Here is a 26,731-nt window from a genome sequence, read left to right on the forward strand (position 1 = left end):
GCGGGTGCTTACTCTCCGACCAGTGCGCGGTACTCGGCGTGGGTGAGGAACTTCGGCAGGCTCGAGGCGTTCACCTTGATGAGCCAGCCCTCGCCGAACGGGTCGCTGTTGACGAGCTCGGGCGAGTCGACGACGGTCTGGTTGGCCTCGACGACCTCGCCGCTGACGGGGGCGAACAGCTCGCCGACCGATTTCGTCGACTCGATCTCGCCGACGACGGTGCCCTCGGTCACGGTCGTGCCGGCCGCGGGCAGCTCGACGAAGACGACGTCGCCGAGCTTCTCGGCGGCGTAGTCGGTGATGCCGATCGTGGCGACGTCACCGTCGATGGCGATCCACTCGTGTTCTTCGGTGTAGTGCAGTGCGGTCTGGTCGGTCATGGGGTGCTCCTTGCGATGGGTTGGCTGCCGAGTCGCCCGATTCCCTGCAGGGTCGGGCGACTCGAGGTCAGGCGGTGGCGGTGCGCTTGTAGAACGGCAGGGCGACGACGGATGCCGCGACGCGCGTGCCACGGACGTCGACGAAGAGCTCGCGGCCGGGCTCGGCGGCGGCGGGCGCCACGAGCGCCATGGCGATCGGGTGGCCGAGCGTCGGCGAGAGCGCACCGCTCGTGACGATGCCGATGCGGGTCGCGTCGGCGCCGTCGCCGTCGTAGATCTCGTAGTCGGCGCGGGCCGCGCGTCGGCCCTCGGCTGCGAGGCCGACGAGCACCGGGGCATCCGCTGCGGGGCCCTGCTCGATGGCGGCGCGACCGACGAAGGCGTCGGGCTTGGCGAGTGCCACCACGCGGCCGAGGCCGGCCTGCACGGGCAGGATGTCGCGGCTCAGCTCGTGGCCGTAGAGCGGCATGCCCGCTTCGAGGCGGAGCGTGTCGCGGCTCGCGAGCCCGCAGGGCGTCACGCGGGGGCCGCCGGTCTCGGCGAGCGCCTCCCACAGGCGTGCCGCCCGCTCGGGTGCGAGGTAGAGCTCGAACCCGTCTTCGCCGGTGTATCCGGTGCGTGCGACGAGCACCGGTTCGCCCTCGAAGGTCGCCGGGAATGCACGGTAGTACTTGAGGGCTTCGAGCTTCGCGTCGAAATCCTCCTCGTCGTTGCCGGGCCCGTCGACGCCGAAGCCCGGCGTCTCGAGCAGCACCGCTCGGGCATCGGGGCCCTGCAGCGCGATGAGTGCGACGTCGTCGCTCTCGTCGGAGACGATCGTGTCGAAGCCGGCCGCGCGGGTGCGGAGTTCGTCGGCGACGACGCGGGCGTTCGAGGCGTTCGCGACGACCATGTAGCGGTCGTCGCCGGTGCGGTAGACGACGAGGTCGTCGATGATGCCGCCGTCTTCGGCGAGCAGCAGCGAGTACTTCGCCTGCCCGATCTCGATGGCCGAGAGCTTGCCGGCGAGCGCGTGGTCGAGCGCGGCGGCGGCCTGGGGGCCGATGAGCACGATCTCGCCCATGTGCGAGAGGTCGAAGAGGCCGGCCGCCGTGCGCACGGCGTGGTGCTCGGCGAGGTCGCTGGAGTAGCGCACGGGCATCTGCCAGCCCGCGAAGTCGGTGAAGCTCGCGCCCGCTGCGCGGTGCACGGCGTCGAGCGGGCTCAGCCGTTCGGTGCTCGACGACTCGAGGCTGGTGGTACCGGGTTCGTTGGTCACGAGAGTTCTCCAGACGTGCCGACGTGCGCCGGCGTTGTCACGGTCGCGGAAGCGGCACCGTGTGGGAACTCCCCCTCTGTCATGAGCCTGAGAGTTTCACGCGGGGTCGCGCTTTCACCGTGGGCGGGAGGCCGCGAGCCATCGCGGAATCCACTTTTCAGAGCGGCCTCGTCATCGCGGTGTAGTGACCTGAGAGATTGGCGGGGAGGCTTGCTCCTTCGGTGCCGGTCTGGCGCTGTTCATCGGCGCTGACCGGCTCTCCCGCGACGCGTCGATGGCCCGGTATGAGATTGTGCTCCGATCCTAGCAGCGAGGCCGCCGGATGCCGCAGGCTCGAGCGCCGCCGTGTGCGAACAGGTGGTCAGATCGACGCCGAACGGCCGACTGAATCGGCGCAGGTGTGGCCGGCGGTTCCCCGCTGCGGCGCCTGTGGATGAATCCGACCACGCACAACCCTCCGGCTGCAGGCTTGGAGCATGCGTCGACCGGCCCAACTCCCACCGGAACTCGCCGACGGCGGCGTATTCGGCCTCGAAGACGCTCGCCGCCTCGGGCTCACCCGAGGAAGGCTCGCCGCCGGCGACCTGTCCACGCCGTTCCGCGGCAGCCGGATGGTGGTCGGCACCGACCGGTCCATCAGGCATCTCGCCCTCGCCTACGCCGCCCGCATGCCCGACCGCCAGTTCTTCAGCCACGCGACCGCCGCCCTGCTCAACGGCGTGCCGCTCCCGACTGCCGTCGAGCGCGACCCACGACTCGACGTCTCGGTGTTCGAAGGTGCGCCGCGACCCCGCGTACGCGGTGTCGTCGGCCACGTGCTCGAGCCGACACGTACGACCGTGCTCGCCGCAGGTCGGCTTCGAATGACGGATGCCGCGACCACGTGGTGCCAACTCGGAGCGCGCCTCGGCGTGGACGACCTCGTGGCGGCCGGAGACTTCATGGTCACCGGCCGTGATCCCGTCGGCGGCCGCGCGCCGATGGTGCGGGTGACCGACCTCGTGGCGGCTGCAGAGCGACATCGCGGCAGCTCCGGTGTCGCTCGACTGCGCATCGCGCTGCCGTTGATCCGCTACGGCCCGCTCTCCCGTCGGGAAACGCGTCTGCGTCTGGTCATCGTGCGGGCCGGCCTGCCCGAGCCGGAGATCAACCATGTCGTGCGAGACCCACGATTGGGCGGCTGGGAGCCGATGATCGACCTCGCGTACCCGCGGCATCGCGTCGGCATCGAGTACGAGGGCGATCATCACCGCGATCCTCGCCAGTTCAGAGCAGACATCCGGCGATACGAACGGCTGCAGGATGTCGGGTGGTCCTTCGTGCGGGTCACCGCAGCCGACCTGCCGGAGCAGGGCGGCGATGGCGCGTCGGTGGCACTGACACGGCGGATCGCCGCCCGTCTGGAATCCCGAGGCTGGCGCACCAGATGATCACCTGGGCAGTGGCGCAGCCCATGAGGTGGGCGAACGACGCTGGACTGCCCATTCGTTCGTGGCCGCTAGGGTTCGTGTTCTGGTCATTCCGACTGTAAGCTGTCGATCGTTCGAGTTCGAGTCAACATGACCAGAAGATCGGAGGCGCCGGATGCCGCAGCAGACGAAGCCGCTCGGCGAGGTGTCGACCCGTCTCGCCGTCTCCACCGTGATCTTCGCCCTGCGCCCCGATCGCACCGGTCGCCCGGTGCTCTGGACCCCGCTCGTGCGCCGAACGCGTGAGCCCCAACTCGGACTCTGGGCCCTGCCCGGCGGCTGGCTGCCGCCCGCCGAGGAACTCGAGGCCGCGGCCGCCCGCACCCTGCGGCTCACGACCGGCCTCGCTCCCACCTACCTCGAGCAGCTCTACACCTTCGGCGAGGTCGACCGCTCCCCCGGAGCCCGCGTCGTCTCGGTCGTCTACTGGGCACTCGTGCAGAGCGACGAGGCGGCACGAGCCACGGCGGGGCCGAACGTGCGCTGGGTGCCGGCAGACACCCTGCCCGGGCTCGCGTTCGACCACAATCGCATCATCGAGTACGCGCTCTGGCGCCTGCGCACCAAGGTCGAGTACGCCTGGATCGCGCATGCGTTCCTCGGCGAGACCTTCACCCTCGCCGAGCTCCGCGAGGTCGTCGAAGCCGTGCTGCAGCGCCCGCTCGACCCCGCGAACTTCCGCCGCACGATGCTCGCCTCCGGCCGACTGCGCGAGACCGGCGAGCGCCTGGCCGGCGCACGGAACCGGCCCCCGAAGCTCTACCGCTACGACTCCACCGCCCTCGCGGCGACCACCGAACCGACCGCGCGAACCGAAGCGCTGAAGGAGCGACCGGCATCATGACCATCTCCATCGACGATCCTCGTACCGACGACACCCGCGCCGCGGCATCCGTCGACCGCACCATCCGGCTCATCACGACCGGAGCCGCCGCCGGCGAGTCGTGCTCGCCCGAGCTCGCGAAGGGGCCGTGGGAGTTCGACGCGGGCCCCGTGGCCTACGGACCGGGCTCGTCGATGGGCGACGTCATCCCCACGGGCTCGCCCCGCCAGGGCGCACTGCCCGAGTCGTACCGCACGGCCTCGGCCGACGAGCTGCACACGCGCATCCGCGCCGCGAAGGCGACGCTCGGCGATCGCGCCGTCGTGCTCGGCCACTTCTACCAGCGCGACGAGGTCATCGAGCACGCCGACTTCGTGGGCGACTCGTTCCAGCTCGCGAACGCCGCGCTCACCCGGCCCGATGCCGAGGCGATCGTCTTCTGCGGCGTGCACTTCATGGCCGAGACCGCCGACCTGCTCTCGACCCCCGAGCAGGCCGTGATCCTGCCGAACCTCGCCGCGGGCTGCTCGATGGCCGACATGGCCGATGAGAGCTCGGTCGAGGAGTGCTGGGAGCAGCTCGAGTCGGTGTACGGCGACCTCACGGCGACCGATGCCGACGGCCGGGTGCCCGTGATCCCGGTCACCTACATGAACTCGTCGGCGGCGCTCAAGGGCTTCGTCGGGCGGCACGGCGGCATCGTCTGCACCTCCTCGAACGCGAAGACCGTGCTCGAGTGGGCGTTCGAGCGCGGGCAGCGGGTGCTCTTCTTCCCCGACCAGCACCTCGGCCGCAACACCGCGAAGGCCATGGGCGTGCCGCTCGAGCAGATGCCGATGTGGAACCCGCGCAAGGCGCTCGGCGGAAACTCGGCGGGCGACCTGGGCGACGCGCGCGTCATCCTCTGGCACGGCTTCTGCTCGGTGCACCGCCGGTTCACGGTCGACCAGATCGCGCAAGCGCGCATCGACCACCCCGGCGTGCAGGTCATCGTGCACCCCGAGTGCCCGATGCCGGTCGTCGACGCGGCCGACGCCGCCGGCTCGACCGACTTCATCGTGAAGGCGATCCAGGCGGCGCCGGCCGGTTCGACGTTCGCGATCGGCACCGAGATCAACCTCGTGCAGCGCCTCGCGGCCGAGTACCCGCAGCACACGATCTTCTGCCTCGACCCGGTCGTGTGCCCGTGCTCGACGATGTACCGCATCCACCCCGGCTACCTCGCCTGGGTGCTCGAGGAGCTCGTCGCCGGCCGGGTCGTCAACCGCATCACGGTGGCCGACGAGGTGGCAGAGCCCGCGCGGGTCGCGCTCGAGCGGATGCTCGCGGCCAAGCCGCCCGTCGCCGTCACGGGGGCCTGACATGGCCCGCGTGCTCGTCATCGGCGGCGGCATCGCCGGGCTCTGGGCCGCGGTGAAGGCCACCGACGCCGGGCACACCGTCGAGCTCGTCACGAAGGCCGAGCTCGCCGAGGGAAACACGCGCTACGCGCAGGGCGGCATCGCCGCGGCGCTCTTCCCCGATGACTCGGCCGAGCGCCACTTCGCCGACACGATCGACGCGGGCGCAGGGCTCGCCGACCCCGCCGCCGTGCGCGTGCTCGTCGACGAGGGCCCCGACCGGGTGCGCGACCTGATCCGGTTCGGGGTCGCGTTCGACCGAGGAGAGTCGGGCCTCGAGCGCGGCCTCGAGGCCGCCCACTCGCGGGCGCGCATCCTGCACGCCGGCGGCGATGCCACCGGCGCGGCGATCGAACACGCCCTCGTCGCCACCGTGCGACGCCGTGCCGTGGCGATCGACGAGCAGACGATGCTCGTCGACCTCCTCGTCGAGGGTGGTCGCGTGGTCGGGGCGCAGCTGCTCGGGGCATCCGGAGCCGTCGTCGAGCGCCGCGCCGACGCGGTCGTTCTGGCCACCGGCGGCAGCGGATGCCTCTTCCGGCATACGACGAACCCGGCGGTCGCGACGGGCGACGGCGTGGCCGCAGCCTGGCGGGCCGGTGCACGGGTCGCCGACCTCGAGTTCACCCAGTTCCACCCGACCGCGCTCGCCGCACCCGGCACGCCGCTCATCTCGGAGGCCGTGCGGGGCGAGGGCGCGGTGCTCCGCGACGCGAGCGGCCGGCGATTCCTGCTCGACGTCGATGCTCGCGGCGAACTCGCGCCCCGTGACGTCGTCGCCCGTGCGGTCTGGCGGCGCTCGCTCGAGCAGGGCGGCGCTCCCGTGCTCCTCGACGCCACCTCGCTCGGCGGGGCGGAGCTCGCCCGACGCTTCCCCGGCCTCGACGCCGTCGTGCGCGCGGCGGGCTTCGACTGGGCCCGCGAGCCGGTGCCCGTGACGCCCGCCGCGCACTACGCCATGGGCGGCGTCGCGACGGACCTCGACGGGCGTACGAGCCTGCCCGGCCTCTTCGCCGTCGGCGAGGTCGCCCGCACGGGCGTGCACGGGGCGAACCGGCTGGCCTCGAACTCGCTGCTCGAGGCTGCGGTGTTCGCCGACCGTGCGGTGCGGGCGATCACGGCTTCGGAATCGTCGGCTCGACCCGCCGGAGCCGACGGCGATGAGTCGGCGACGGCCGGCGTGCCCGGCCGGCCCTCCGAATTCGTGGCCGGCGCGCCCGGCCGGCCTTCCGAATTCGTGCACGGCGCGCCCGTCGATCGCGACGAGCTGCAGGCGCTCATGTGGAGCCACGTCGGGCTCGAACGCGACGAGGCCGGGCTCGCCGAGGCATCCGCTCGGCTCGACGCGTGGAGCGCGCCGGAGCCCGGCGACCACCGCAGCGCCGAGGATCGCAACCTGCTCGACCTCGCCAGGCTCACCGTGGCGGCGGCCCGTGCTCGGCGCGCCAGCTGCGGCGCGCACTTCCGCACCGACGACCCGGCCCTCGACCTCGTACTCCCCATCGAACTCGAACGAGAGGCCGCCTGATGACCGACACTCACACTGTGCGCTGCATCGACGTGTTCGAACGAGAGGCCGCCTGATGACCGACGCACGCGAGATCGACCGCATCGTGGGTGCAGCGCTCGACGAGGACGCCCCGTGGGGCGACCTGACCTCCGAGGTGCTGATCCCCGCCACCGCCACCGCGACCGCCGTGCTCATGGCGCGCGAGGCCGGCGTGCTGAGCGGCATCGAGGTGTTCGCCGCGGCGTTCCGCCTCGTCGATCCGGCAGTGGTCGTCGAGCAGCTCGCCGGCGACGGCGAGCCGTTCGAGGCCGGTGCGGTGCTCGCCCGGGTCAGCGGTCCGGCACGCGGGATCCTCCGCGCCGAGCGCGTGGGCCTGAACCTCGTGCAGCGCATGTCGGGCATCGCGACGCTCACCGCCCGCTACGTCGCCGAGACGGCGGGCACCGGCGCGCGCATCGTCGACACCCGCAAGACCACGCCGGGCCTGCGCAGCCTCGAACGCCAGTCCGTGCGCGACGGCGGCGGCCGCAATCACCGCCGCTCGCTCTCCGATGCGGTGATGGCGAAGGACAACCACCTCGCGGTGCTGACCGCGGGCGGGCACGACCTCGCGACCGCGCTGCGGGCGGCGCGCGAGCGGATGCCGCACACCGCCCACCTCGAGGTCGAGGTCGACCGGCTCGACCAGGTCGAGGCGGTGCTCGCCGGCGGCGCCGACACCGTCATGCTCGACAACTTCACGCCCGACGGGCTGCGGGCGGGCGTCGCGCTCATCGCGGGGCGGGCGATCGTGGAGGCATCCGGCGGGGTCACGCTCGAGACGGTGCACGAGATCGCGGCCACCGGCGTCGACGTGATCTCGGTCGGGGCGCTCACCCACTCGGTGCGCTCGCTCGACCTCGGACTCGACGTGGCGGTCGCGACGTGATCTTCCTCGATCACGCGGCGACGACGCCCGTGCGCCGCGAGGCGCTCGAGGCGATGTGGCCCTTCCTCTCCGGCTCCTTCGGCAACCCGTCGAGTCACCACGGGCTCGGCGACGAGGCCGCACGCGCGCTCGCCGCCGCGCGCGCCACCGTCGCCGCGGTCATCGGCTGCCGACCCGGCGACGTCGTCTTCACGAGCGGCGGCACCGAGGCCGACAACCTGGCGCTGAAGGGCCTCGCCCTCGCGAATCCCCGGGGGCGGCACCTCGTGGTCTCGCCGATCGAACACGAGGCGGTGCTCGAATCCGCCGCGTATCTCGCCCGGATGCACGGCTTCGAGGTCTCCGAGGTCGCGGTCGACGCGGGCGGCCTCGTCACCCCCGACGCACTGGCCCGAGTCATGCGACCCGACACCGCGCTCGTGTCGGTGCAGCTCGCGAACAACGAGATCGGCACCGTGCAGCCGATCGCCGAGCTCGCCGCCGTCGCGCACGCCGCCGGGGCGCTCATGCACACCGATGCCGTGCAGGCCGCGGGCTGGCTCCCCCTCTCCCTCGACGCCCTCGGCGTCGACGCCCTCTCGCTCGCCGGTCACAAGGTGGGCGCACCGAAGGGAACCGGCGCCCTCGTCGTGCGCGGACGCCTGCCGCTCGAACCGGTGCTGCACGGCGGCGGGCAGGAACGCGGCCGCAGGTCGGGCACCGAGAACGTCGCGGGCGCGGTCGCGTTCGCCACGGCACTGCGGCTGGCCGACACCGAGCGAACGGATGCCGCGGCGCGTGTCGCCGCGCTCGGCGCCGAGTTCGCGGCGACGATCGCTGCGACCGTGCCCGGGGCGACTCCGACCGGCGACGCCGAACACCGCCTGCCGGGCACCGTCTCCTTCGTCTTCCCCGGCACGAGCGGCGAGGCCGTGCTGCTCGAGCTCGAGCGCGACGGCGTCATCTGCTCGAGCGGCTCGGCGTGCGCGGCCGGCAGCGACGAGCCCTCGCACGTGCTCACGGCGATCGGGCTGCCCGCCGAACTCGCGCAGACGGCGGTGCGGTTCACCCTCGGCGCCGAGACGACTGCCGAAGAGCTCACGGATGCCGCGGCATCCGTCGTTCGTGCCGTGTCGGCCGTACGCGGTATCGTGGCGACATGAGCGAATCGACACCTGCAGCTGACACGGCGAACGAGCGGCGCATCGAGAACGAGCTCGCTCCCGAAGAGCAGCTCCTCGAGGGCTGGCTCCCCCGTCCCACTCCCACCGACGGCCCGGCACCGGCTCCGTAAGCCGCCCCGCGACGACCGAGGTTCCCAGCAGGCCGAAGCGCTTCCAGAGCGCTCGGTTCCATACGTTCCGATCGATGTCGGAATCGGGGAATAGCGAGTCACCCGACGCGGGTTGACCAACGTATTCGACGCAATTCCCCGGCGCAGTTCTGCGCCGACATCGATTGGACGCATCTTCCTTGACCGAACGCGCCGTTCCCGAACTCCGTGACCCCGTCGTCGCCCCTGCGGGCGACACCACCATGCACGAGCACTCCGATGTCGAGGCGCTGCACGGCGCCCGCAACAACCGGGTGATCTGGCTCCTCCTCGCCGCCTCCTTCGTCGTCATCCTCAACGAGACGATCATGGGCGTGGCGATCCCGCACCTCGTCGTCGACCTCGGCATCTCGATCTCCCAGGCGCAGTGGCTGACCACCGCGTTCATGCTGACCATGGCCGTCGTCATCCCGATCACCGGCTACCTGCTGCAGCGTTTCGCGACCCGCCCGATCTTCATCGCGGCGATGAGCCTCTTCTCGACGGGCACGCTCATCGCGGCCATGGCTCCGGGCTTCGAGGTGCTCCTCGTCGGCCGGGTGGTGCAGGCGAGCGGCACGGCCATCATGATGCCGCTGCTCATGACCACGCTCATGACCCTGGTCGCTCCGAGCGATCGCGGCCGGCTCATGGGCCGCGTCGCGATCGTGATGTCGGTCGCCCCCGCGATCGGCCCGACCATCTCCGGCCTCATCCTGAACTCGCTCTCGTGGCGGTTCATGTTCTGGCTCGTGCTGCCGATCGCGCTCGCGATGCTCGTCATCGGCATCCGACGGGTCGAGAACGTCAGCGAACCCCGCAAGATCCCCATCGACGTGTTCTCGGTGGTGCTCTCTGCCTTCGGCTTCGGCGGGCTCGTCTACGGTCTCAGCCAGATCGGCGCGGAGACCGCCGGCAGCAGCCTCGGCGCCGCACCCATGTGGATCTCGTTCAGCATCGGTGCGATCTCGATCGGCGCGTTCATCTGGCGTCAGCTGATCCTGCAGAAGCAGGACCGTGCGCTGCTCGACCTGCGCACCTTCCTGTCGCGCAACTTCTCGATCTCGATCGGTCTCATGACGATCATGATGGCGGCGCTGTTCGGCACGATCATCCTGCTGCCGATCTACCTGCAGAACGTGCTGCACCTCGAGCCGATCACGACCGGCCTGCTGCTGCTGCCCGGCGGCCTCACGATGGGCCTCCTCGGCCCGACCGTCGGCCGCCTCTTCGATCGGCTCGGCCCGACCCCGCTGCTCGTGCCGGGTGCGTTCGTCGTGAGCGGGGTGCTGTGGTCGCTCACGCTCGTGACCGACACCACCTCGCCGTGGCTGCTGCTCGTCGCCCACGTCGTGCTCTCTGCGGGCCTGGCGTTCATGTTCACGCCGCTGTTCACCTCGGCGCTCGGCTCGGTCGACCCGAAGTTCTACTCGCACGGCTCGGCGATCGTCGGCACCGTGCAGCAGGTGGCCGGTGCGGCCGGAACGGCGCTCTTCGTGACGATCATGGCGACGCAGTCGCTGACCGCGACGACGGCGGGCGCGACGGCCGAGGCCGCCGCGGCGTCGGGCATCCGCTCGGCGTTCATGGTGGGCGCGATCCTCTCGGTGCTCGCGATCGTCGGGGCCTTCTTCGTGCGCAAGCCCGCCGACATGATGGAGGGCGCGCCGACGGCGCACTGACGCGCGGCTGCGACCGCATAACGAAGGGGGCCCGGCACATGCCGGGCCCCCTTCGTCGTTCGCTGCCGGTCAGCCGCAGTTCGGGCGGCAGCTGCGCCGGGTCAGCCGCAGTTCGGGCGGCAGCTGCGCTGCGAGAGGGCGTCGACGAGCACCGTGCCGAGGTCTTCGGGTTTCGAGGCCGAGTACGCGGCGCCCTTCGTCGCCTGGGCGATCTGCTGCATCGCGGCGAGGTCGGTGTCGGGGCCGAATCCGATCATGATGACGGGCACCGGCTTCGTCGGGTCGTCGATCTTCGCGAGCTCGGCGAGCAGCGTCGCGAGATCGATGCCGTTCTCGTCCTCGTTCTTGCCGTCGGTGAACAGCAGCACCGAGTTGACCTTGTCGGGGTCGTACGTCTCACGCACGCGCTTCACCGCCGCGAGGGTGGTGTCGTAGAGCCCCGTGGCCCCGCCGAGCCTGGCCGGCAGCGACTGGATGATCCCGGCGATCTCCTGCGTGTGCGCGACGTCGGCGAGCGGCGCGATCGGCGAGAGGTCCTCGTAGTCGAGTTCGCCGTTGCGGGCGGTGGAGAAGACCCACACGCCGAGTTCGACCTCGCCCGAGAACTTCTGCATCGCGCCGACGGCGGCCTGCTGGAAGATGTCGATGCGGCGCAGGCCGTTCTCGGCGGGCTCCTCCATCGAGCCCGACACGTCGATCACGGCGAGCATGCGCGAGCGGAGCGTCAGCACCGACCACGCGCGCAGGATCTCGAGCTGCGTGGCACCGTCGAGCGCCGCCGTCGCCGCGGGAGCCTCGGCCCCGACCCCGGCGACATCGAGCTTGCCGGTGCCGTCGGGCGCTCGGAAGCCGTTGGCAGCCAGGATCTTGGCGCCCTTTCGGACTGCGGCTTCGAAGGCGTCGAGCAGCTCGGCGTGCGTCGAGGCGCCCGTCGTCTCGGACGCGGCATCCGCATCGGTCTCTGCAGCGGCCTCCGAATCGGCGTCGGCCGCGGCATCCGGCGCCGACAGGAACACCAACGGGTAGTCGAGCGAGACGGTTCCGTCGACGGGGTATGCGGCGACGAGGGCCTCGGCCGGGCCGTCGAGGTTGTAGGCGGCGACCTGCGCCTCGCTCGTGACGACGACGGCCGGCTCGTGCGAGGCGGTGACGGAGCCGAACGCGGCACTCGTCGAGGCGGGGATCGTCTTGCCGAGCTCGATCATGGCGCCGGCGAACTGCCGCGGGTCGTCGGGTGAGGAATGACCGCGGAGCGCGAGCAGTCCCGCGAGACTGGCAGCGGATGCCTCGGGGTCGGGCAGGATCGTCGGCAGCGTGCCGCCGAGCACACGGGCCCAGCTCACCGGTTCGGCCGCCAGTTCGGTCGCCTTGGTGGTGGCGCCGGCGAACACGACCGGCGACGAGGCGATGGACTCGCGAACGTCGATCTCGGGCGGCGACTGGCCGAGCGAGGACGCGGTCGCGTTCATGCGGTCGACCCACACGCTCGCCTCGGGGATCCAGGCGTCGGCCTCGGCACCGCCGGAGGCGACCACCGCAGCGGTGTCGGCCGAGTCCTGTGCGGTGATCTCGGTCGACACGCAGAGCTCGGACTTCGCATCGAACTTCTCGGCGATGTCGGTGAGGGCGGGCGCGATCGACGTGTCGGCGACGATCGCGAGGTGCTCGGTCTCGGCGCAACCGGAGTCGGCCGACGCGAACAGGGGGTTCAGGTAGCCGCCGACCCAGACGAAGACGCCTGATGACACGACTCCGACGACGACGACTGCACCGATGATGGACAGGATGAGCTTGCGGCCCGGCTTCTTCGCCGTTGCCGCTTCACTGTGACGTCCCACGGACACTCCAAGCCGACGAGTGGGGGCCTCGTCGAATCCTCAGTTCGGGTTCCCCAGATGGGGAGGGATTTGGTTCAGTGTAAGCGACGAGGTGCAAGACGCGAACTTCACTCGAATTCCGCCCGGAGTTCCGGGGAAGGCACCGGCTGGAGACCCGGCATCGGTCCGCGCCGATCCCTTGGCCGGGCGGGCCTGCGGTGGGAGCATTGAATGGAGCCGAACGGTCGCGATCGACGGGCCGGCGATCGGCTCGATGGGCGCGCGACATGGAGCACTTCACGAATCGGGCCGACGCCGGGCGGCGGCTCGCTGCGGCGCTCGAGGGCGTCGACCTGGGCGAGCCCGTGGTGCTCGGCCTCCCGCGCGGCGGGGTGCCCGTCGCCGCACCGGTCGCGATGGCACTCGGCGCGCCGCTCGACGTGCTCGTGGTGCGCAAGCTCGGGGTTCCCGGGCAGCCCGAAGTCGCGATGGGCGCGATCGGCGAGCAGGGGGCCCGGGTGCTGAACGACGACATCGTCGACTCGGCGTTCGTCTCGCCCGGGGAGCTCCGCGACATCGAGCGCGTCGAGCGGGCCGAGCTCGAGGCGCGGGTCGCGCGCTTCCGCGGCGGTGCGCCGCCGGTGCCGCTCGAAGGGCGCACCGCGGTGATCGTCGACGACGGTGTCGCGACGGGTGCCACCGCTCGCGTCGCGGCGGTCGTCGCGAAGGCTCGCGGGGCCGCACGAGTGGTGCTCGCGATTCCCGTCGGCGCGTCCGACTCGCTCGGCTCGCTCGCGGCCGACCCCGCCGTCGACGAGATCGTCTGCCTGTCGGTGCCGCGTGGCTTCATGGCGGTCGGCATGCACTACCTCGACTTCGCGCAGACGACCGACGCTCAGGTCGCGGAGCTGCTCGCGGCGGCGCGAGCGGGGGGCTGAGCTGCGGGTCGATCTCGATCGACCTGCGGCGGAGACCGCGAGCCGACCTAGGAGCGATCGGCGCCGCGCACCCCGACGACGACGGTCGCATCGGCCTCGTCGTCGTGCAGGATCCGGGCGTCGAGCCCGCTCGCTTCGAAGAACGCCGCGGCGATGGACGCCTGGCGCTCGCTCGTCTCGATCAACAGCGCTCCGCCGGGCGCGAGCCACGATCGAGCGGATGCCGCGACGCGGCGATGCACGTCGAGCCCGTCTCCCCCGCCGTCGAGTGCCATGCGGGCTTCGTGGTCGCGCGCCTCGGGCGGCATCATGGCGATCGCGTCACTCGGCACGTAGGGGGCGTTGACGGCGAGCACGTCGATACGCCCCCGCAGATCTGCGGGCAGCGCGTCGTAGAGGTCTCCCTCGCAGACGAGACCGCCGATCGGTTCGAGGTTCAGGCGCGCCGCCTGCACGGCGACGGGATCCAGGTCGGCGGCGACGAGGTGCAACGGCCCCGCGGCATCCGCGATCGCCGCACCGATGGCACCGGCGCCGCAGCAGAGGTCGACGACGACCGCAGGGTGTGCTCCACCCGCGCGCTTCGCGAGGCGCGCCGCCTCGGCGGCGAGGAACTCGGTGCGGCGTCGCGGCACGAAGACACCGGGCAGCACCCGGATGCGCAGGCCCGCGAACTCGGCCCAGCCGAGCACCTGCTCGAGAGGTTCCCCGGCGACCCGGCGCTCGACGAGCGCCTCGAGGTCGTCGACGTCGGCGCCCGTCTCGAGCAGCAGGGCCGCCTCGTCTTCGGCGAACACGCATCCGGCAGCCCGCAGGCGGGTCACGATCTCAGTCTCTGTCGTCATCATTCGAAGCGTATCGGCGCTGCTGTCGAGAGGCACCGATGCTAGAGTCCTCGACATGACCTCGTCGAACCAGAACTGGTGGCCCGCCTCCTAGGCGGCCATTCGTTTCGACGTACTGACGACCGCCCGAGGGCGGTCGTTTTCGCGTATGCGGAGGGCGGCGCCCGAGGGCCCGACCGGAGAACCCCATGACGCGACTCCTCGCCGCCCTGCTCGCCACCGCCGTCCCCGCGCCCTTCGCCGTCGTGCGCCGGGAGCACGAGCCGACGCTCGACGTGCTCGTCGGCGACGTCGTCGACGTCGAACTCCTCGCCGACATCCCCCTCGACGGCGCCGAAGTGCTCGCACTCGTGCCGTTCCGCCAGGTGCGCGAGCGCGGCTTCATCGCCCACGACGACGGCGCTCCGCTGCGCTGCCTCATCGTGCGCGATCGTGAGACGATCGACCTCGACGAGGCGATCGGCCTCCTGCCGGAGCATCCGATCGCCGTCGACGACCTCGCCGTCGACGTGAGCGATGCCGAGTACGCCGCACGCGTGCGCCGCGTGATCGACGAGGAGATCGGGCGGGGCGAAGGTGCGAACTTCGTGATCCGCCGCGAGTTCACTGGGCGCATCGAGGCATCCGCCGCGCACGCCGTGCTCGGCTGGCTGCGCGCGCTGCTCGAGCACGAGGTCGGCGCGTACTGGACGTTCGCGGTGCACACGCCCGGCCTCTCGGTCGTCGGCGCGACGCCCGAGCGGCACGTGTCGTCGATCGACGGGCTGGTGTCGATGAATCCGATCAGCGGCACGTTCCGTCACCTCGCCGGGCCGCCCGCAGATGACGAGCTGGTCGCGTTCCTCGATGACGTGAAGGAGCGCGAAGAACTCGTGATGGTCGTCGACGAGGAGCTCAAGATGATGAGCGCGGTCTGCCCCGACGGCGGGCGCATCCGAGGGCCGTTCCTGAAGCGGATGTCGCGGCTCACGCACACCGAGTACCTGCTCGAGGGGCGCAGCGACCGCGACCCCCGCGACGTGCTGCGGCTCACGATGTTCGCGCCGACCGTGACCGGCTCGCCGATGGGCAACGCCTGCACGGTGATCGCGCGCCACGAGTCGACCGCTCGCGGCTACTACGCCGGCGTGCTGGCGCGCTTCACGCCGACCGCCGACGGCTACGACCTCGACGCGCCGATCCTCATCCGCACGGCGTACGTCGACGCCGTCGGCGGGGTGCGCGTGCCGGTGGGGGCGACGCTCGTACGGCATTCGAACCCCGACGGCGAGGTGGCGGAGACGCATGCGAAGGCCGCGGGGGTGCTGACCGCGCTCGGAGCGATCCCCGGCGCGGGCACGGCGGCGGTCGCCCCGCCCTCCCCGGGCAGCAACGGCAGCGATCGCGATCGCGAGAACGATCGCATCGCCACCCTCCTCGATTCGCGCAACGACCACCTCGCACCGTTCTGGAGCACCCCGCAGGCCGCACACCGTTCCCGAGGGGCGTCCGCGCTCGTCATCGACGCGGGCGACGACTTCACGACGATGCTCGCCCACCAGTTGCGGCACCTCGGCGTCGACGCCCGGGTCGTGCCGTGGAACGACGCGGCGCCCGAGGCATCCGCTGACCTGGTCGTGTTCGGCCCCGGGCCCGGCGACCCGCGCGACGAGGCCGACGCTCGCGTCGCCCGCCTGCGCGAGCTCATGACCCGGCGCCTCGCGAGCGGTGCGCCGATGCTCGCCGTGTGCCTCAGCCATCAGGTGCTGGCGATGCTCGCCGGGCTGCCGATCGCGCCGCTGCCGGCGCCGCGACAGGGCGTGCAGCTCGACGTCGACCTCTTCGGGGAGCCGGCGGCGATCGGCTTCTACAACACCTTCGGCGCGATGGCCGCCGACCGCTCGATCACGCCGCACCTCGACCTCGAGGTGGCAGCGGATGCCGCGACGGGCGTGGTGCACGCCCTTCGCGGGCCGCGCGTGGCGTCGGTGCAGGGCCACCTCGAGTCGGTGCTCTCACCCGACGGGCTCCGAGTGCTCGAGCGCATCGTCGACGGCCTGCTGGAACCAGGACCGGCCGAACTTCCGGCCGTCGAGCGCGGCGGGACGCCTTCGGGGGCGTGATCATCTCGCACGACGCCCGATTCCGCAAGGCGTTGCCGATGCGACCCCAGCGCGGTTGGCTGGTGCGACCCGACCGGAGGAGGCGGATCACCATGGACACGAGCACCATCGTCTGGATCATCATCGGCATCGTCGTCGTCATCGCGATCGTCGTCGTCATCATCGTCATGGCGACAGGAAGGCAGCGACGGGAGGCCCGCATCGAGGCCGATCGGCGGCGAGCCGCCGACCTCAGGCAGAGCGCAGCCGAGACGGAGGCCGCAGCGCGTCAGCGCGAAGCGGATGCCGCCCGGGCAGAGGCGGACGCGAAGCAGGCCCAAGCAGCCGCCGCCCAGGCCCGGCTCGATTCCGATCGCCTCGCCCGTGAGAGCACCGACCACAGCTCCGACGCGGCCGAACTGCGCTCCGAAGCCGACGACCGGCTGCGGAAGGCCGACACGCTCGATCCCGACACCGACACCGACACCACGGCCGGGGCGGACGTCGAGACCGGCGGCACCGGCCGACATGGGGCGACCCCGACGACCTGACGCGGGCCGGACGTCTAGCCCAGTGCGATGACCGCGTCGAGGGTCTCGTCGTCGAGCACGCGGTCGGCGAAGATCACCCGTTCGAGATGCGTCGTGCCCCCGGGCGTCGACGGGTGGTCGTCTTCGGTGCCGCCGAGGCGCGCTGAACGACCGTGCCACTGCAACTCGAGGCCGATGCGTTCGAGCACGCGGATCGAACCGGCGTTGTTGCCGAGCACCCGGGCCGTGACCGGGGTGTCGGGCCGAGTCGCCTGCGCGGTGGCGAGCGCGATGGCCGCGGCCTCGGTCGCGAATCCATGGCCCCAGGCTTGAGGTGCGAAGCGGTAGCCGAGGTTCCACGCCTCGAAGTCGAGCATCTTGGCCCCGGCCGACCCGAGGAAGACGCCCGCAGGCAGTTCGCCGAGCGGCTCGCGGAGCAGCACGGCGCAGTGCGCGAAGCCGTAGACCCGACGGCTGTCGATCGAGGCCCGAATCGCCCGCTCCGACTCGTCACGGCTCGTGTGACGGCCGCTCGGCAGGTGCTCCCAGGTGCGGGCATCGCCGTACACGGCGTGGTACGCGTCGACATCGTCGAGGGAGAGCGGGCGCAGCAGCAATCGTTCGGTCTGCAGGGTCTGCACCATCGTCGGCTGAGCCGTCTGCAGCGTCTGGGTCTCGTCCATCATCGTTCCCGAGTCTCGCAGCGGCGTCCGACATTCAACGGTCGGCGACCTGCCCTGCCTCCACATGCCAGCGGCGGTCGAGGCGCACGTGCTCGAGCATGCGGCGGTCGTGCGTGACGAGCAGCAGCGTGCCCTCGTAGGAGTCGAGCGCCTCCTCGAGCTGCTCGATCGCGGCGAGGTCGAGGTGGTTCGTCGGTTCGTCGAGCACGAGCACGTTGACGCCGCGCGCCTGCAGCAGCGCGAGCCCGGCGCGGGTGCGCTCGCCCGGCGAGAGGGCGTCGACCGGGCGCAGCACGTGGTCGGCCTTCAGCCCGAACTTCGCGAGCAGGGTGCGCACCTCGCCCGCCGAGTACTCGGGAACGAGTGCCTCGAACGCGTCGGCGAGCGGCGCCTCCCCGGTCAGCTGGGTGCGGGCCTGGTCGATCTCCCCGATGGCGACGGATGTCCCGAGGCTCGCCGTGCCCGCGTCGGCCGCACGCCGACCGAGCAGCAGTGCGAGCAGGGTCGACTTGCCGGCGCCGTTCGGGCCGGTGATGCCGATGCGCTCGCCCGCGTCGACCTGCAGCGAGACCGGGCCGAGCGTGAATTCGCCCTGCCGCACCACGGCCTCGTTGAGCGTCGAGACGACCGAACTCGAGCGCGGCGCCTGGCCGATCGTGAACTCGAGCTGCCACTCCTTGCGCGGCTCCTCGACCTCGTCGAGCCGCGCGATGCGGCTCTCCATCTGGCGCACCTTCTGCGCCTGCTTCTCGCTCGACTCGGTCGCGGCCTTGCGCCGGATCTTGTCGTTGTCGGGCGACTTCTTCATCGCGTTGCGCACACCCTGGCTCGACCACTCGCGCTGGGTTCGTGCCCGTGAGACGAGGTCGGCCTTCTTCGCCGCGAACTCCTCGTAGTCGTCGCGCTGCTGGCGTCGGGCGGTCGCGCGCTCTTCGAGGTAGGCGTCGTAGCCGCCGCCGTAGATGCGGTTCGAGTGCTGGGCGAGGTCGAGCTCGAGTACACGGGTGACCGAGCGGGCGAGGAACTCGCGGTCGTGGCTGACGAGCACGACGCCGCCGCGGATGCCGCGGACGAAGGCCTCGAGCCGCTCGAGCCCGTCGAGGTCGAGGTCGTTCGTGGGCTCGTCGAGCAGCACGAGGTCGAAGCGGGAGCAGAGCAGCGCCGCGAGCCCGACCCGGGCGGCCTGACCGCCCGAGAGCGAGGTCATCAGCGAGTCGGCCGACAGATGGGCATCGGTGCCCCCGAGACTGAGCCCGAGCTCGGCCAGCACGGCGGGCAGCCGCTCGTCGAGGTCGGCGGCGCCGGAGGCGAGCCAGCGCTCGAGGGCCACGGAGTACTCGTCGGCGGGGTCGGGCGCGCCGGGCGCCGGGGCATCCGTCGACCCCAGTGCCAGTGCTGCGGCATCGAGACGAGCGGATGCCTCGGCCGCACCCGTGCGCCGCGCGACGTAGGCCGCGATGGTCTCGCCCTCGACGCGCTCGTGCTCCTGCGGCAGCCACCCGACGAAGGCGTCGGCCGGCGAGAGGTGCACGGTGCCGGCCTGCGGTTCGAGCTCGCCCGCGAGGATGCGGAGCAGGGTCGACTTGCCCGCGCCGTTGACGCCGACGATGCCCACGACATCGCCGGGGGCGACCGTGAGGTCGAGGCCGTCGAAGAGTGTGCGGTGGGCGTAGCCTCCGGCGAGGCCCTGGGCCACGAGTGTTGCAGTCACCGGTCAACCCTAGTCAGCGTGCGCTGTGAGTTCAGCGCCGCCAGCGGTACGGCGTCGTCGTCGAGACCCTGACGAGTCCGGACCGCTCGAGGATCGGCCGCGAGAACTCCGTGGAGTCGGAGTTGATGAGCCGCTTGCCCATGGCGATCGCCGACCTCGCGCGTGCCGCGGTCAACGCCCGGTAGACACCGCGACCGCGCCAGTCCTCGCGGGTGGCACCGCCCCAGATGCCCGCGAACTCGGTGTTCGGCACCGGTTCGAGCCGGCCCGCGCTGACGATGCTGCCGTCGGCCTCGGCGACCCAGAGTTCCATGCCGTCGCCACGGGCGAGGCGGGCGAGCACCGCGTCGGCCGTCGCATCGGAGAACACGTCGCCGAACACCTCGCCCTGCATGCGGCACATGGCGCGGACCTCGGATTCCTCTGTGACGCGTCGCACCGTCACGCCCTCGGGAAGCGGCACCTCGGCGACGAGCGCGCTCGCCTCGCCGATCATGATCGATTCGACGTCGTCGGCCTCGAAGTCGTTGGCGAGGAGGGTGCCGTGCAGGCCGGGCGCGGCGTCGTGACCGCGGGTCTTCCATTCCACCCGCGTGATCTCGGGATCGGCGGTGAAGTGGGCGAGCGCACCGACGACGAGGCCCGCGATCTCGGTCGCGGTTGCACCGCCGAGGTCGCGATAGGTCACGAACCCGCGTCCTCCGGCGAACGTGACCAGGCGCAATGGTCCGAGCCGTTCGACCCCGATCGCGCTCGGCGTCTCGGCATCGGTGCGGAGCTGGTCGTCGTAGGCGCGCAGCAACTCGTCGGCGTTGATCATGGCCCCCATACTGGGGGTACAGGGCGGCAGGCTGCAACGTCGCGAGGATTGCTCGCGGAACTCCGCGCTGCGGGGTGGGCGAGAGAAGTCACTGCGCTCCCCGTGCCGCCTGCCACTCCTCAGCGAGCATCGCGTAGGTGTAGCCGTCGACCCACCCGAGCTCGGCATGCCAGGCGTCGCGCACGCCGTGCCCTTCGCGCCGCATGCCGAGCTTCTCCATCACACGCCACGAGGCGATGTTGTCGGCGAAGCAGCCGGCCGTGACCCGGTGCACGCCGAGTTCGCCGAAGGCGAGGTCGATCAGCACGCGCGCGATCTCCGTTGCATGGCCGTTTCCGGCGTGGGCCGGATCGAGCACATACCCGATGCCCGCCTCGGATCGGCGCCATGGGCCGTCATCGACGTGCGACTGCCCCATGGCGTCGGTGATCCAGAGCGCGCCGGTGCCGATCACCTCGTCGCCGAGGACGGCGACGACGGAATGATCGTACGGGTCGTCGTCGTCGAGCCAGACCTTGCGGAACGCCTCGGGCTCGACCTCGGTACGCAGCAGCCATCGGGTGACCTCGGGGCTGTTGCGCCACTCGAGGACCTTGTCGAGATCGGTGTTCGAGGGCTCGCGGAGGACCAACGGCCCGGCTGAGCGCGGCCACTGCACGTCTGGCGTCGTCATACCCTCCTGCTTAGCAGGCGAGACCACTACTTCACGAGTCGGGAGAGCACGCGATCCGCGAGCGGCTTGCCCCCGGTCTGGCAGCCCGGGCAGTACTGGAAGGTCGAGTCGGCGAAGATGACCTGCCGGATCGTGTCGCCGCACACCTCGCAGGTCTGGCCCGTACGCCCGTGCACCTTCAGGGTGCGCCGCTTGGCGTCCTTGAGCTCGGCGGGCGGGCGACCGGATGCCGCGGCCACCGCTTCTGCGAGGGTCTCGCGCATCGCGATGAAGAGGGTCTCGACCTGCTCGGGCGCGAGCTTCGCGGCGAGCGCGTACGGCGACATCTTCGCGGCGTGCAGGATCTCGTCGGAGTAGGCGTTGCCGATGCCCGCGAACACCGACTGGTCGCGCAGCACGCCCTTGATCTGCGTGCGGCGCCCGTCGAGCACGGCAGCGAAGTCGGCGAGGGTGAAGTCGGGTGCCGTCGGGTCGGGGCCGAGCCGCGCGATGCCCGGCACCTCGGCCGGATCGCGCACCACGTACACGGCGAGCGACTTCTTCGTGCCGGCCTCGGTCAGGTCGAACCCCGAACCGTCGTCGAGCCGCGCACGCAGGGCGAGCGGCGAACGGCCGGGCTTGACCGGCGTCGCCGGCACCTCGTCGTACCAGCGCAGCCAGCCGGCACGCGCGAGGTGGAAGACGAGGTGGAGGTCGCCCGTGTCGAGGTCGACGAACTTGCCGTGGCGCCTCGCCCGCTCGATGCGCCGGCCCTCGAGCGCCGACAGCGGAGGGTCGAAGGTCTTGAGAGCCGAGATCGCCGCGACCCGCAGCGAGGCGAAGGCGTGCCCCTCCGCCCGCTCGTCGAGGAACGCGGCGAGCGCCTGCACTTCGGGAAGCTCCGGCACACCGACATCCTGCACCCCGCCGCCGACAGCTGCACCCGATTCCCGGGAAACGGGTGATGCGGCGCGTCCCGTACGGGTGCATCGTGGAGGAGTGAACGGCATCGCGTCCGCTCGAATCGAGGCAGGTCATGTCCGGCATCCGAAGCTGCAGAGCCGTCATCCCGGTCGTCGTCGCTCTCGGCGCACTCACCCTGACGTCGTGCGTGGCAGGTGCACCGCCGGAATCCACCGGTGCCGGCCTTCCGCAGAGCGACGACCCCGTCTCGCTCGACCCCGACGACTTCACGATCGAGATCGACAACCCGTACTGGCCGATGGAGCCGGGCACCCGATGGTCGTACGTCGAGCTCGACCCCGACGGCGGCGAACTCACCGTCGACGTCACCGTGACGAGCGAGACGAAGCTCATCGCGAACGGCGTCGAGGCGCGGGTCGTGCGCGACACCGTCTCCCGCGGCGGCGAGATCGTGGAGGACACCTTCGACTGGTACGCCCAGGATGCCTCGGGCGCAATCTGGTACCTCGGCGAGGACACCGCGGAGTTCGAGAACGGCGAGATCGTCTCGCGCGAGGGCTCCTTCGAGGCCGGCGTCGACGGCGCCCTGCCGGGCATCGCGCTGCCTGCCGACCCGGCACCCGGCATGGAGTACCGGCAGGAGTACTCCGCCGGCATCGCCGAGGACAACGGCGCGGTGCTGAGCGTCGAGGAGCTCGTCGAGGTGCCGTACGGCATGTTCGACGGCGCCCTGCTCACCCGCGACACGAACGCGCTCGAACCGGATGCCGCGGAGCTGAAGTTCTACGCCACCGGCATCGGCCCCGTGCTCACCCTCGACGTCTCGGGCGGCAGCGGGCGCGAGGAGCTCGTCGACGTCACGACGGTGCCCGACGGCACGGGCACGGGCCCGCTCGGTTCACCCGGCTGAGCCGCCGGGGACTCACGTCACTCCGTCGCGAAGTCCAGCTTCGACTCGGTGACGGCGATGACCGACCACGTGCCGCCGTCGGCGTCGGTGAACTCGTACGCCGGAACGACGAGCACGCTGCCGTCGGGCTGCCACTGGCTCGAGAGCCCGAGTCGGGCGCTGACGATCTGCACGTCGTTCACCGGCCACGAGACGGAGCTTCCCTCTGCGGGGGTGGCGGGCGGCTCGGTCGGAGGCACCCATTCCTCGACCGGGGAGTCGACGGGCGCGTCGGCCGCGTCGAACCGCATCGCGGTCACCTGCGCACCGAACCGCATGTCGGAGAGCCGCTCGAAGCCCTCCTGCTCACTGACGACGTCGTAGTCGCCGATCGTCACGAGGTCGGCGAGGGCGCCGGACGCGCTGACGATTCCCGCCTTCGTGAGCTCGAGCGACCAGGCCTGGTCGATGCGCTGGCCGTCGACGACCGGCCAGGCCTGCGCCGTCCGCGTCACCGCGCCCTCCCACGTCTCCGAGGTGTACTCGAATGCGTCGGCGTCACGCCCGGCCGCCGTGATGAGCGACCGGAGCGCGTCGATCGCGGCGGCCTCGCTCGGAAGATCGGCGACGGGCGGCTCGCACGTCGGCATCTCGGGGATGACCGCACCGTCGGGCGCGGCCGGCTCGACCATCATCGGCTCGCAGGCCCAGGGGTTGTTCCGAGGATCGGAGTACGAGAAGCCGAGCGTGCCGTCGAGCCCCACGTAGAGCGCCGGACCCGAACCGTCCTGCGGGCCGACGGTCCAACTCCCGTCCTTCAGCTCGGGGGTGCCCTCGATTCCGAGCGCGGCGGCGAGCGCGGCGACGGTCTCGGTGTTCGATGCGGCTCGCGCGTCGTAGGCGTACGCGGCGGCCGTGCCGCCGGCGGTCGAGAGTCCGGTGGCGCTGAACGTGTTCCGACCGTAGCCGTAGGGCATCATCATGTCGTTGGCGCTCGACCCGGCCATCTTGCGGCCGGCGGCGTCGAAGGCTGCGGACTCCTGCTGCGGTGCTCCGTCTGCCGAACCGCCTTGCGCGTCGCCCATCTGCAGTGAGATCGGAGCGGCGGCGAGTTCGGTCGATCCAGCCGTCATCGTGCCGATGCCGAACCCGGCACCGCCGACGATCGCGACCGAGGCGGCGACCGCCGCAACCACGAGCCAGCGCGGGCGACGCCGGTCGCGCTCGGACTCGAGATCGACGATCTCCGCCGGTTCGCCTGGCGCGGCAGCGGTCGCCGCGATCCCGCCATCGGCCGTCTCCGCCGTCGCCCGCGCGATGACCTCATCGGCGAATCCGGGTCGGGGCTCGACGCCCGCTGCGGGGTCGGCGCCGCGCAGTCGTGCGACCGGGTCGAGATCGTTGTCGTCGTTCATGTCGAACACCCTTCGTGCGTGCGGTTCACTTGGGGATATGTCCCGAGGGCGCGCGACCTTGCAGCCGCAGCCGAAACCGGGCTAGAACGACATCCGCTCGCCCCAGGCCTCACGCAGGCGCTTGCGGGCGCGTGAGAGCGCGGCATCCGCTCCGGAACGCGAGATGCCGAGCACCTCCGCGAGCTCATTGCCGTCGAGCCCCTCCCACGCGTGCAGGAGCAGGATGCGCCGGTCGCGTTCGCCGACGCTCTCGAGCGCGCCGCGGAGCTCCGCGTCGAAGAGCGCGCTGAGCTCGGGGTCGTGCTCGATGCGCGCGCTCCCGGTCTCGGGCACCGCTTCGACAGGCAGGTCGATGTGCTTGCGCCGCCCGTTCGCGAGCGTGAATCCCGCGGTGCGGTAGAGCCACGGCAGCACCGCATCGCGCGGCACGTCGTCGCGGCGACGCCAGGCGGTCGCGAAGACGTCTGCGGCGAGGTCCTCCGCGTCCTGGCGCGGGCCGCGACGGGCGAAGTAGCGGACGAGGGCGGTCGAATGCTCGCGGACGACGTCGGTGAACCATGCCGTGTCCGCACTCGTCGCGGCCGTTTCTGCGGGCTCGGGCATCGCCACCTCCTCGGCTGCGTCGGCGCGTGCTGCGGTGCTGGCGATCCTCACACCGGGTATATGTCGCGTCAGCCGCGAGTCTTGCACGGCCGCACGCGAACTATTCCGCGGCGCGCAGCGGCAGGCGCTCGCCGCCTGTCTGACAGGTCGGGCAGTACTGCGCGGTGGTGCTCGCGAACGAGAAGTCGAGCACGGTGTCACCGCAGACGGGGCACGTCTCGCCCGCCCGGCCGTGCACCCGCATCGACGCGACCTTCGCGGCCTTGAGCTGGTCGATCGGCACGCCGCGCTGGCGCTCGATCGCGCCCCGGATGGTGCCGACGGTCGCGTCGAAGAGGCGATCGACCTCGGCCTCGGTCAGCGCGGCCGCGTGCGCCACCGGCGAGATCTTCGCGAGATGCAGGATCTCGTCGGAATAGGCGTTGCCGATGCCCGCGAGCGACTCCTGCTCCTGCAGCACGGCCTTCGCCTGCTTGCGTCGCCCGACGACGACGCGGTCGAAGTCGGCGCGCGTGAACCCGGCGTCGGCAGGGTCGGCTCCGAGCTTCGCGACCGCCGGCACCTCCTTCGGGTCGTCGACGACGTAGCAGCCGAGGGACACCCAGTCGCCGGCATCCGTCAATTCGACGACGGTGCCGTCGTCGAAGGCGAGCACGACGAGTGTGGGCGGAGCGTCGGCGACGGATGCATCCGTCTCGCCGTTCGCGTACCGGGCCCAGCCGTGCCGGCCGAGCGAGATCACGAGGTGCTGTGCGTCGCCGACCGCGAGGTCGACGTGCTTGCCGTGCCGGACAGCACCGTGCACGCGTTCGCCGCGCAGCGACGACGGCGGCCTGCCACGGGTCTTGGCCGCACGGAACTCCACGACGTCGACGTCGGTGATCTCGCGGCCCGCCAATCGCGAGCTGAGATCCTCGACGAGCGCCTCCACCTCGGGCGACTCTGGCATGCGGTCAGCATCGCACACCGTGCCGCTGCGGAGAAAGCCCCTCAGTACCGAGCGCGGTGCAGCAGTGCGCGTTATCGTCGAGCTGATGCGCACCCCTCCCGACGACCTCGATCCCCGTGCACTCGCACGGGTGCTCGGCGACGAATGGGGCTTCGAGGCAGTGGACCTCGACCATGTCCCGCTCGGGTTCGGCAGCCACCATTGGCGAGCGACGGATGCCTCGGGCGCCCGCCGATTCGTGACCGTCGACGACCTCGGCGCCGGCGAGGCCGGCACGCGCGAGGTGCGGCTCGCCCGCCTCGCTCGTGCACTCGAGACCGCAGGATGGTTGCGCGACCGGCACGGCCTCGAGTTCGTGGTCGCACCGCTCCCGCCAGCCTCCGGAGCGGTGCCCACGACCGTCGGCGAGCGCTGGGCTGCGACCGTCTTCCCGTGGCTCGAGGTCGGCACCGAGGCGGTGTCCGCGGCGACAGCCCTCGACCTGCTCGTGGCGATGCACAGCGCGACGGGACATCCGCCCGCCGTTCGCGACGATCTCGTGCTGCAGGATCGCCATGCGATCGACCGGGCCATGGCCGAGCTCGATGCGCCGTGGTCGGGCGGACCGTACTCCGAGCCGGCCCGTCGGGCTCTCGCCGCGGTCGAGCTCAGTGTCCGCGCGGCCCTCGAGCGTTACGACGCGTCCGCCGCCGCGATCATTCGTGCCGGCGAGCCATGGGTGGTGACGCACGGCGAGCCGAAGGCGGGCAACCTCGTGGAGACGAGCGACGGGCCGAAGCTCGTCGATTGGGACACCGCGCTGGTCGCTCCCGCGGCGCGTGATCTCTGCATGCTCGACGACGCGGTCGTCGAGCGGTATCGACGGCTGACGGGTCGAGCGGTTCCCGCCACCGAGCTGGACTTCTACCGGCTCCGGTGGGATCTCACCGACATCTCGTCGTACGTGCCGTGGTTCCGCCGTCCGCACTCGGTCGACGCCGATCTGCAGATCGCCTGGACGGCGTTCTCGGGGCTCCTCGCCCCGGGTGGTTCCTCGACCATCTGATCGGTGGCCGGCGACCATCTGATCGGTGGCCGGCGCGGAAGCCGGCAGCGCAGCCCCCGGCGCGCGGATGCCGCGCCCCCCGGCGCGG

Annotated in this window: 25 protein-coding genes and 1 riboswitch; of the genes, 13 read left to right on the plus strand and 12 right to left on the minus strand. The window is 71.6% G+C overall.

Annotated elements, in window-relative coordinates:
- Positions 1-8: 8 nt before the first annotated feature.
- Together gcvH and gcvT are read right to left on the minus strand one after the other, a co-directional pair.
- Positions 9-380, minus strand: a complete 372-nt coding sequence (gene gcvH / locus BUR99_RS16510; protein WP_074261438.1) for a glycine cleavage system protein GcvH — start codon at positions 378-380, stop codon at positions 9-11.
- A 67-nt stretch (positions 381-447) separates the two neighbouring features.
- Positions 448-1,638: a glycine cleavage system aminomethyltransferase GcvT gene (gene gcvT, locus BUR99_RS16515; protein ID WP_074261439.1), complete on the minus strand. Its 1,191-nt coding sequence runs from the start codon at positions 1,636-1,638 to the stop codon at positions 448-450.
- A 167-nt stretch (positions 1,639-1,805) separates the two neighbouring features.
- Positions 1,806-1,912, minus strand: a riboswitch (glycine riboswitch).
- 202 nt (positions 1,913-2,114) lie between these two features.
- Here gcvT and BUR99_RS16520 point away from each other — a divergent pair.
- From BUR99_RS16520 to BUR99_RS16550, 8 genes are all read left to right on the plus strand, one after another.
- Entirely contained in the window at positions 2,115-3,068 is a 954-nt protein-coding gene (locus BUR99_RS16520; RefSeq protein ID WP_074261440.1) for an endonuclease domain-containing protein, read from the plus strand.
- A gap of 154 nt (positions 3,069-3,222) precedes the next feature.
- Positions 3,223-3,951 (plus strand): NUDIX hydrolase, encoded by a 729-nt coding sequence (locus BUR99_RS16525; protein WP_084184077.1) that lies wholly within the window; start codon positions 3,223-3,225, stop codon positions 3,949-3,951.
- Entirely contained in the window at positions 3,948-5,291 is a 1,344-nt protein-coding gene (nadA, locus tag BUR99_RS16530) for a quinolinate synthase NadA (protein ID WP_074261441.1), read from the plus strand. The genes BUR99_RS16525 and nadA overlap by 4 nt, the downstream gene beginning before the upstream one ends.
- A 1-nt stretch (position 5,292) precedes the next feature.
- Positions 5,293-6,858 carry an L-aspartate oxidase gene (gene nadB, locus BUR99_RS16535; RefSeq protein ID WP_074261442.1) on the plus strand — a complete coding sequence of 522 codons (1,566 nt, stop codon included), beginning with the start codon at positions 5,293-5,295 and terminating at the stop codon, positions 6,856-6,858.
- 55 nt (positions 6,859-6,913) lie between these two features.
- Complete coding sequence (gene nadC / locus BUR99_RS16540) at positions 6,914-7,768, plus strand: carboxylating nicotinate-nucleotide diphosphorylase (protein ID WP_074261443.1); 855 nt, start codon at positions 6,914-6,916, stop codon at positions 7,766-7,768.
- Complete coding sequence (locus BUR99_RS16545; protein WP_074261444.1) at positions 7,765-8,910, plus strand: cysteine desulfurase family protein; 1,146 nt, start codon at positions 7,765-7,767, stop codon at positions 8,908-8,910. The genes nadC and BUR99_RS16545 overlap by 4 nt, the downstream gene beginning before the upstream one ends.
- Positions 8,907-9,041: a hypothetical protein gene (locus tag BUR99_RS20625; protein ID WP_268756258.1), complete on the plus strand. Its 135-nt coding sequence runs from the start codon at positions 8,907-8,909 to the stop codon at positions 9,039-9,041. Before BUR99_RS16545 ends, BUR99_RS20625 begins: the two co-directional genes overlap by 4 nt.
- Before the next feature lie 242 nt (positions 9,042-9,283).
- The gene (locus tag BUR99_RS16550) at positions 9,284-10,741 is read left to right on the plus strand and encodes a DHA2 family efflux MFS transporter permease subunit (RefSeq protein WP_074261649.1); all 1,458 of its coding nucleotides are present in this window, start codon (positions 9,284-9,286) and stop codon (positions 10,739-10,741) included.
- A 101-nt stretch (positions 10,742-10,842) separates the two neighbouring features.
- Here the strand turns inward: BUR99_RS16550 and BUR99_RS16555 are convergent, their stop codons facing one another.
- Complete coding sequence (locus BUR99_RS16555) at positions 10,843-12,579, minus strand: VWA domain-containing protein (protein ID WP_074261445.1); 1,737 nt, start codon at positions 12,577-12,579, stop codon at positions 10,843-10,845.
- A gap of 266 nt (positions 12,580-12,845) precedes the next feature.
- On the opposite strand from BUR99_RS16555, the gene BUR99_RS16560 reads away from it, so the two are divergent.
- A complete protein-coding gene (locus BUR99_RS16560; protein WP_074261446.1) occupies positions 12,846-13,496 on the plus strand; it encodes a phosphoribosyltransferase in 651 nt (216 codons plus the stop codon).
- A 47-nt stretch (positions 13,497-13,543) separates the two neighbouring features.
- Here the strand turns inward: BUR99_RS16560 and BUR99_RS16565 are convergent, their stop codons facing one another.
- Positions 13,544-14,341, minus strand: coding sequence for a putative protein N(5)-glutamine methyltransferase (locus BUR99_RS16565; protein WP_200802760.1), 798 nt, complete (start codon positions 14,339-14,341; stop codon positions 13,544-13,546).
- 188 nt (positions 14,342-14,529) lie between these two features.
- On the opposite strand from BUR99_RS16565, the gene BUR99_RS16570 reads away from it, so the two are divergent.
- Together BUR99_RS16570 and BUR99_RS16575 are read left to right on the plus strand one after the other, a co-directional pair.
- Positions 14,530-16,443, plus strand: a complete 1,914-nt coding sequence (locus BUR99_RS16570; RefSeq protein WP_074261448.1) for an anthranilate synthase family protein — start codon at positions 14,530-14,532, stop codon at positions 16,441-16,443.
- A 92-nt stretch (positions 16,444-16,535) separates the two neighbouring features.
- On the plus strand, positions 16,536-16,973 hold the full coding sequence (locus BUR99_RS16575) for a hypothetical protein (protein ID WP_074261650.1): 438 nt from the start codon (positions 16,536-16,538) through the stop codon (positions 16,971-16,973).
- A gap of 14 nt (positions 16,974-16,987) precedes the next feature.
- Here the strand turns inward: BUR99_RS16575 and BUR99_RS16580 are convergent, their stop codons facing one another.
- The 5 genes from BUR99_RS16580 to BUR99_RS16600 all read right to left on the minus strand — a co-directional run bounded on the left by BUR99_RS16580 (position 16,988) and on the right by BUR99_RS16600 (position 21,726).
- On the minus strand, positions 16,988-17,638 hold the full coding sequence (locus BUR99_RS16580; protein WP_159441003.1) for a GNAT family N-acetyltransferase: 651 nt from the start codon (positions 17,636-17,638) through the stop codon (positions 16,988-16,990).
- Positions 17,639-17,669: 31 nt separating this feature from the next.
- Positions 17,670-19,346 carry an ABC-F family ATP-binding cassette domain-containing protein gene (locus BUR99_RS16585; protein WP_074261450.1) on the minus strand — a complete coding sequence of 559 codons (1,677 nt, stop codon included), beginning with the start codon at positions 19,344-19,346 and terminating at the stop codon, positions 17,670-17,672.
- 31 nt (positions 19,347-19,377) lie between these two features.
- Positions 19,378-20,166, minus strand: coding sequence for a GNAT family N-acetyltransferase (locus BUR99_RS16590; RefSeq protein ID WP_074261451.1), 789 nt, complete (start codon positions 20,164-20,166; stop codon positions 19,378-19,380).
- A gap of 88 nt (positions 20,167-20,254) precedes the next feature.
- The gene (locus tag BUR99_RS16595) at positions 20,255-20,839 is read right to left on the minus strand and encodes a GNAT family N-acetyltransferase (RefSeq protein WP_074261452.1); all 585 of its coding nucleotides are present in this window, start codon (positions 20,837-20,839) and stop codon (positions 20,255-20,257) included.
- A gap of 26 nt (positions 20,840-20,865) precedes the next feature.
- A complete protein-coding gene (locus tag BUR99_RS16600) occupies positions 20,866-21,726 on the minus strand; it encodes an Fpg/Nei family DNA glycosylase (RefSeq protein ID WP_074261453.1) in 861 nt (286 codons plus the stop codon).
- Positions 21,727-21,854: 128 nt separating this feature from the next.
- Between BUR99_RS16600 and BUR99_RS16605 the strand changes: the two genes are divergently transcribed.
- On the plus strand, positions 21,855-22,652 hold the full coding sequence (locus BUR99_RS16605) for a hypothetical protein (protein WP_074261454.1): 798 nt from the start codon (positions 21,855-21,857) through the stop codon (positions 22,650-22,652).
- Between the two features lie 17 nt (positions 22,653-22,669).
- Here BUR99_RS16605 and BUR99_RS16610 read toward each other — a convergent pair whose 3' ends face one another.
- The 3 genes from BUR99_RS16610 to BUR99_RS16620 form a co-directional block, all read right to left on the minus strand.
- Positions 22,670-24,046 carry a hypothetical protein gene (locus BUR99_RS16610; RefSeq protein ID WP_143231684.1) on the minus strand — a complete coding sequence of 459 codons (1,377 nt, stop codon included), beginning with the start codon at positions 24,044-24,046 and terminating at the stop codon, positions 22,670-22,672.
- Between the two features lie 81 nt (positions 24,047-24,127).
- Positions 24,128-24,649: an RNA polymerase sigma factor gene (locus BUR99_RS16615; RefSeq protein WP_074261651.1), complete on the minus strand. Its 522-nt coding sequence runs from the start codon at positions 24,647-24,649 to the stop codon at positions 24,128-24,130.
- Positions 24,650-24,749: 100 nt separating this feature from the next.
- The gene (locus BUR99_RS16620; protein ID WP_074261456.1) at positions 24,750-25,598 is read right to left on the minus strand and encodes a DNA-formamidopyrimidine glycosylase family protein; all 849 of its coding nucleotides are present in this window, start codon (positions 25,596-25,598) and stop codon (positions 24,750-24,752) included.
- A gap of 85 nt (positions 25,599-25,683) precedes the next feature.
- Between BUR99_RS16620 and BUR99_RS16625 the strand changes: the two genes are divergently transcribed.
- On the plus strand, positions 25,684-26,643 hold the full coding sequence (locus BUR99_RS16625; protein ID WP_074261457.1) for a phosphotransferase: 960 nt from the start codon (positions 25,684-25,686) through the stop codon (positions 26,641-26,643).
- Positions 26,644-26,731 lie beyond the last annotated feature (88 nt).

The organism is Agromyces cerinus subsp. cerinus, assembly GCF_900142065.1.
In the GTDB taxonomy this organism is placed as follows: domain Bacteria; phylum Actinomycetota; class Actinomycetes; order Actinomycetales; family Microbacteriaceae; genus Agromyces; species Agromyces cerinus.

Bases quoted from the DNA above. Each gene is read 5' to 3' on its own strand.
- BUR99_RS16605 (WP_074261454.1), top strand. From the start codon at position 21,855: ATGTCCGGCATCCGAAGCTGCAGAGCCGTCATCCCGGTCGTCGTCGCT.
- gcvH (WP_074261438.1), bottom strand. From the start codon at position 380: ATGACCGACCAGACCGCACTGCACTACACCGAAGAACACGAGTGGATC.
- BUR99_RS16525 (WP_084184077.1), top strand. From the start codon at position 3,223: ATGCCGCAGCAGACGAAGCCGCTCGGCGAGGTGTCGACCCGTCTCGCC.
- BUR99_RS16520 (WP_074261440.1), top strand. From the start codon at position 2,115: ATGCGTCGACCGGCCCAACTCCCACCGGAACTCGCCGACGGCGGCGTA.
- BUR99_RS16620 (WP_074261456.1), bottom strand. From the start codon at position 25,598: ATGCCAGAGTCGCCCGAGGTGGAGGCGCTCGTCGAGGATCTCAGCTCG.
- BUR99_RS16595 (WP_074261452.1), bottom strand. From the start codon at position 20,839: ATGACGACGCCAGACGTGCAGTGGCCGCGCTCAGCCGGGCCGTTGGTC.
- BUR99_RS16575 (WP_074261650.1), top strand. From the start codon at position 16,536: ATGGACACGAGCACCATCGTCTGGATCATCATCGGCATCGTCGTCGTC.
- nadC (WP_074261443.1), top strand. From the start codon at position 6,914: ATGACCGACGCACGCGAGATCGACCGCATCGTGGGTGCAGCGCTCGAC.
- BUR99_RS16625 (WP_074261457.1), top strand. From the start codon at position 25,684: ATGCGCACCCCTCCCGACGACCTCGATCCCCGTGCACTCGCACGGGTG.
- BUR99_RS16565 (WP_200802760.1), bottom strand. From the start codon at position 14,341: ATGACGACAGAGACTGAGATCGTGACCCGCCTGCGGGCTGCCGGATGC.
- nadB (WP_074261442.1), top strand. From the start codon at position 5,293: ATGGCCCGCGTGCTCGTCATCGGCGGCGGCATCGCCGGGCTCTGGGCC.
- BUR99_RS16610 (WP_143231684.1), bottom strand. From the start codon at position 24,046: ATGAACGACGACAACGATCTCGACCCGGTCGCACGACTGCGCGGCGCC.
- BUR99_RS16560 (WP_074261446.1), top strand. From the start codon at position 12,846: ATGGAGCACTTCACGAATCGGGCCGACGCCGGGCGGCGGCTCGCTGCG.
- BUR99_RS16590 (WP_074261451.1), bottom strand. From the start codon at position 20,166: ATGATCAACGCCGACGAGTTGCTGCGCGCCTACGACGACCAGCTCCGC.
- BUR99_RS16580 (WP_159441003.1), bottom strand. From the start codon at position 17,638: ATGATGGACGAGACCCAGACGCTGCAGACGGCTCAGCCGACGATGGTG.
- BUR99_RS20625 (WP_268756258.1), top strand. From the start codon at position 8,907: ATGAGCGAATCGACACCTGCAGCTGACACGGCGAACGAGCGGCGCATC.
- BUR99_RS16615 (WP_074261651.1), bottom strand. From the start codon at position 24,649: ATGCCCGAGCCCGCAGAAACGGCCGCGACGAGTGCGGACACGGCATGG.
- BUR99_RS16550 (WP_074261649.1), top strand. From the start codon at position 9,284: ATGCACGAGCACTCCGATGTCGAGGCGCTGCACGGCGCCCGCAACAAC.
- BUR99_RS16570 (WP_074261448.1), top strand. From the start codon at position 14,530: ATGACGCGACTCCTCGCCGCCCTGCTCGCCACCGCCGTCCCCGCGCCC.
- nadA (WP_074261441.1), top strand. From the start codon at position 3,948: ATGACCATCTCCATCGACGATCCTCGTACCGACGACACCCGCGCCGCG.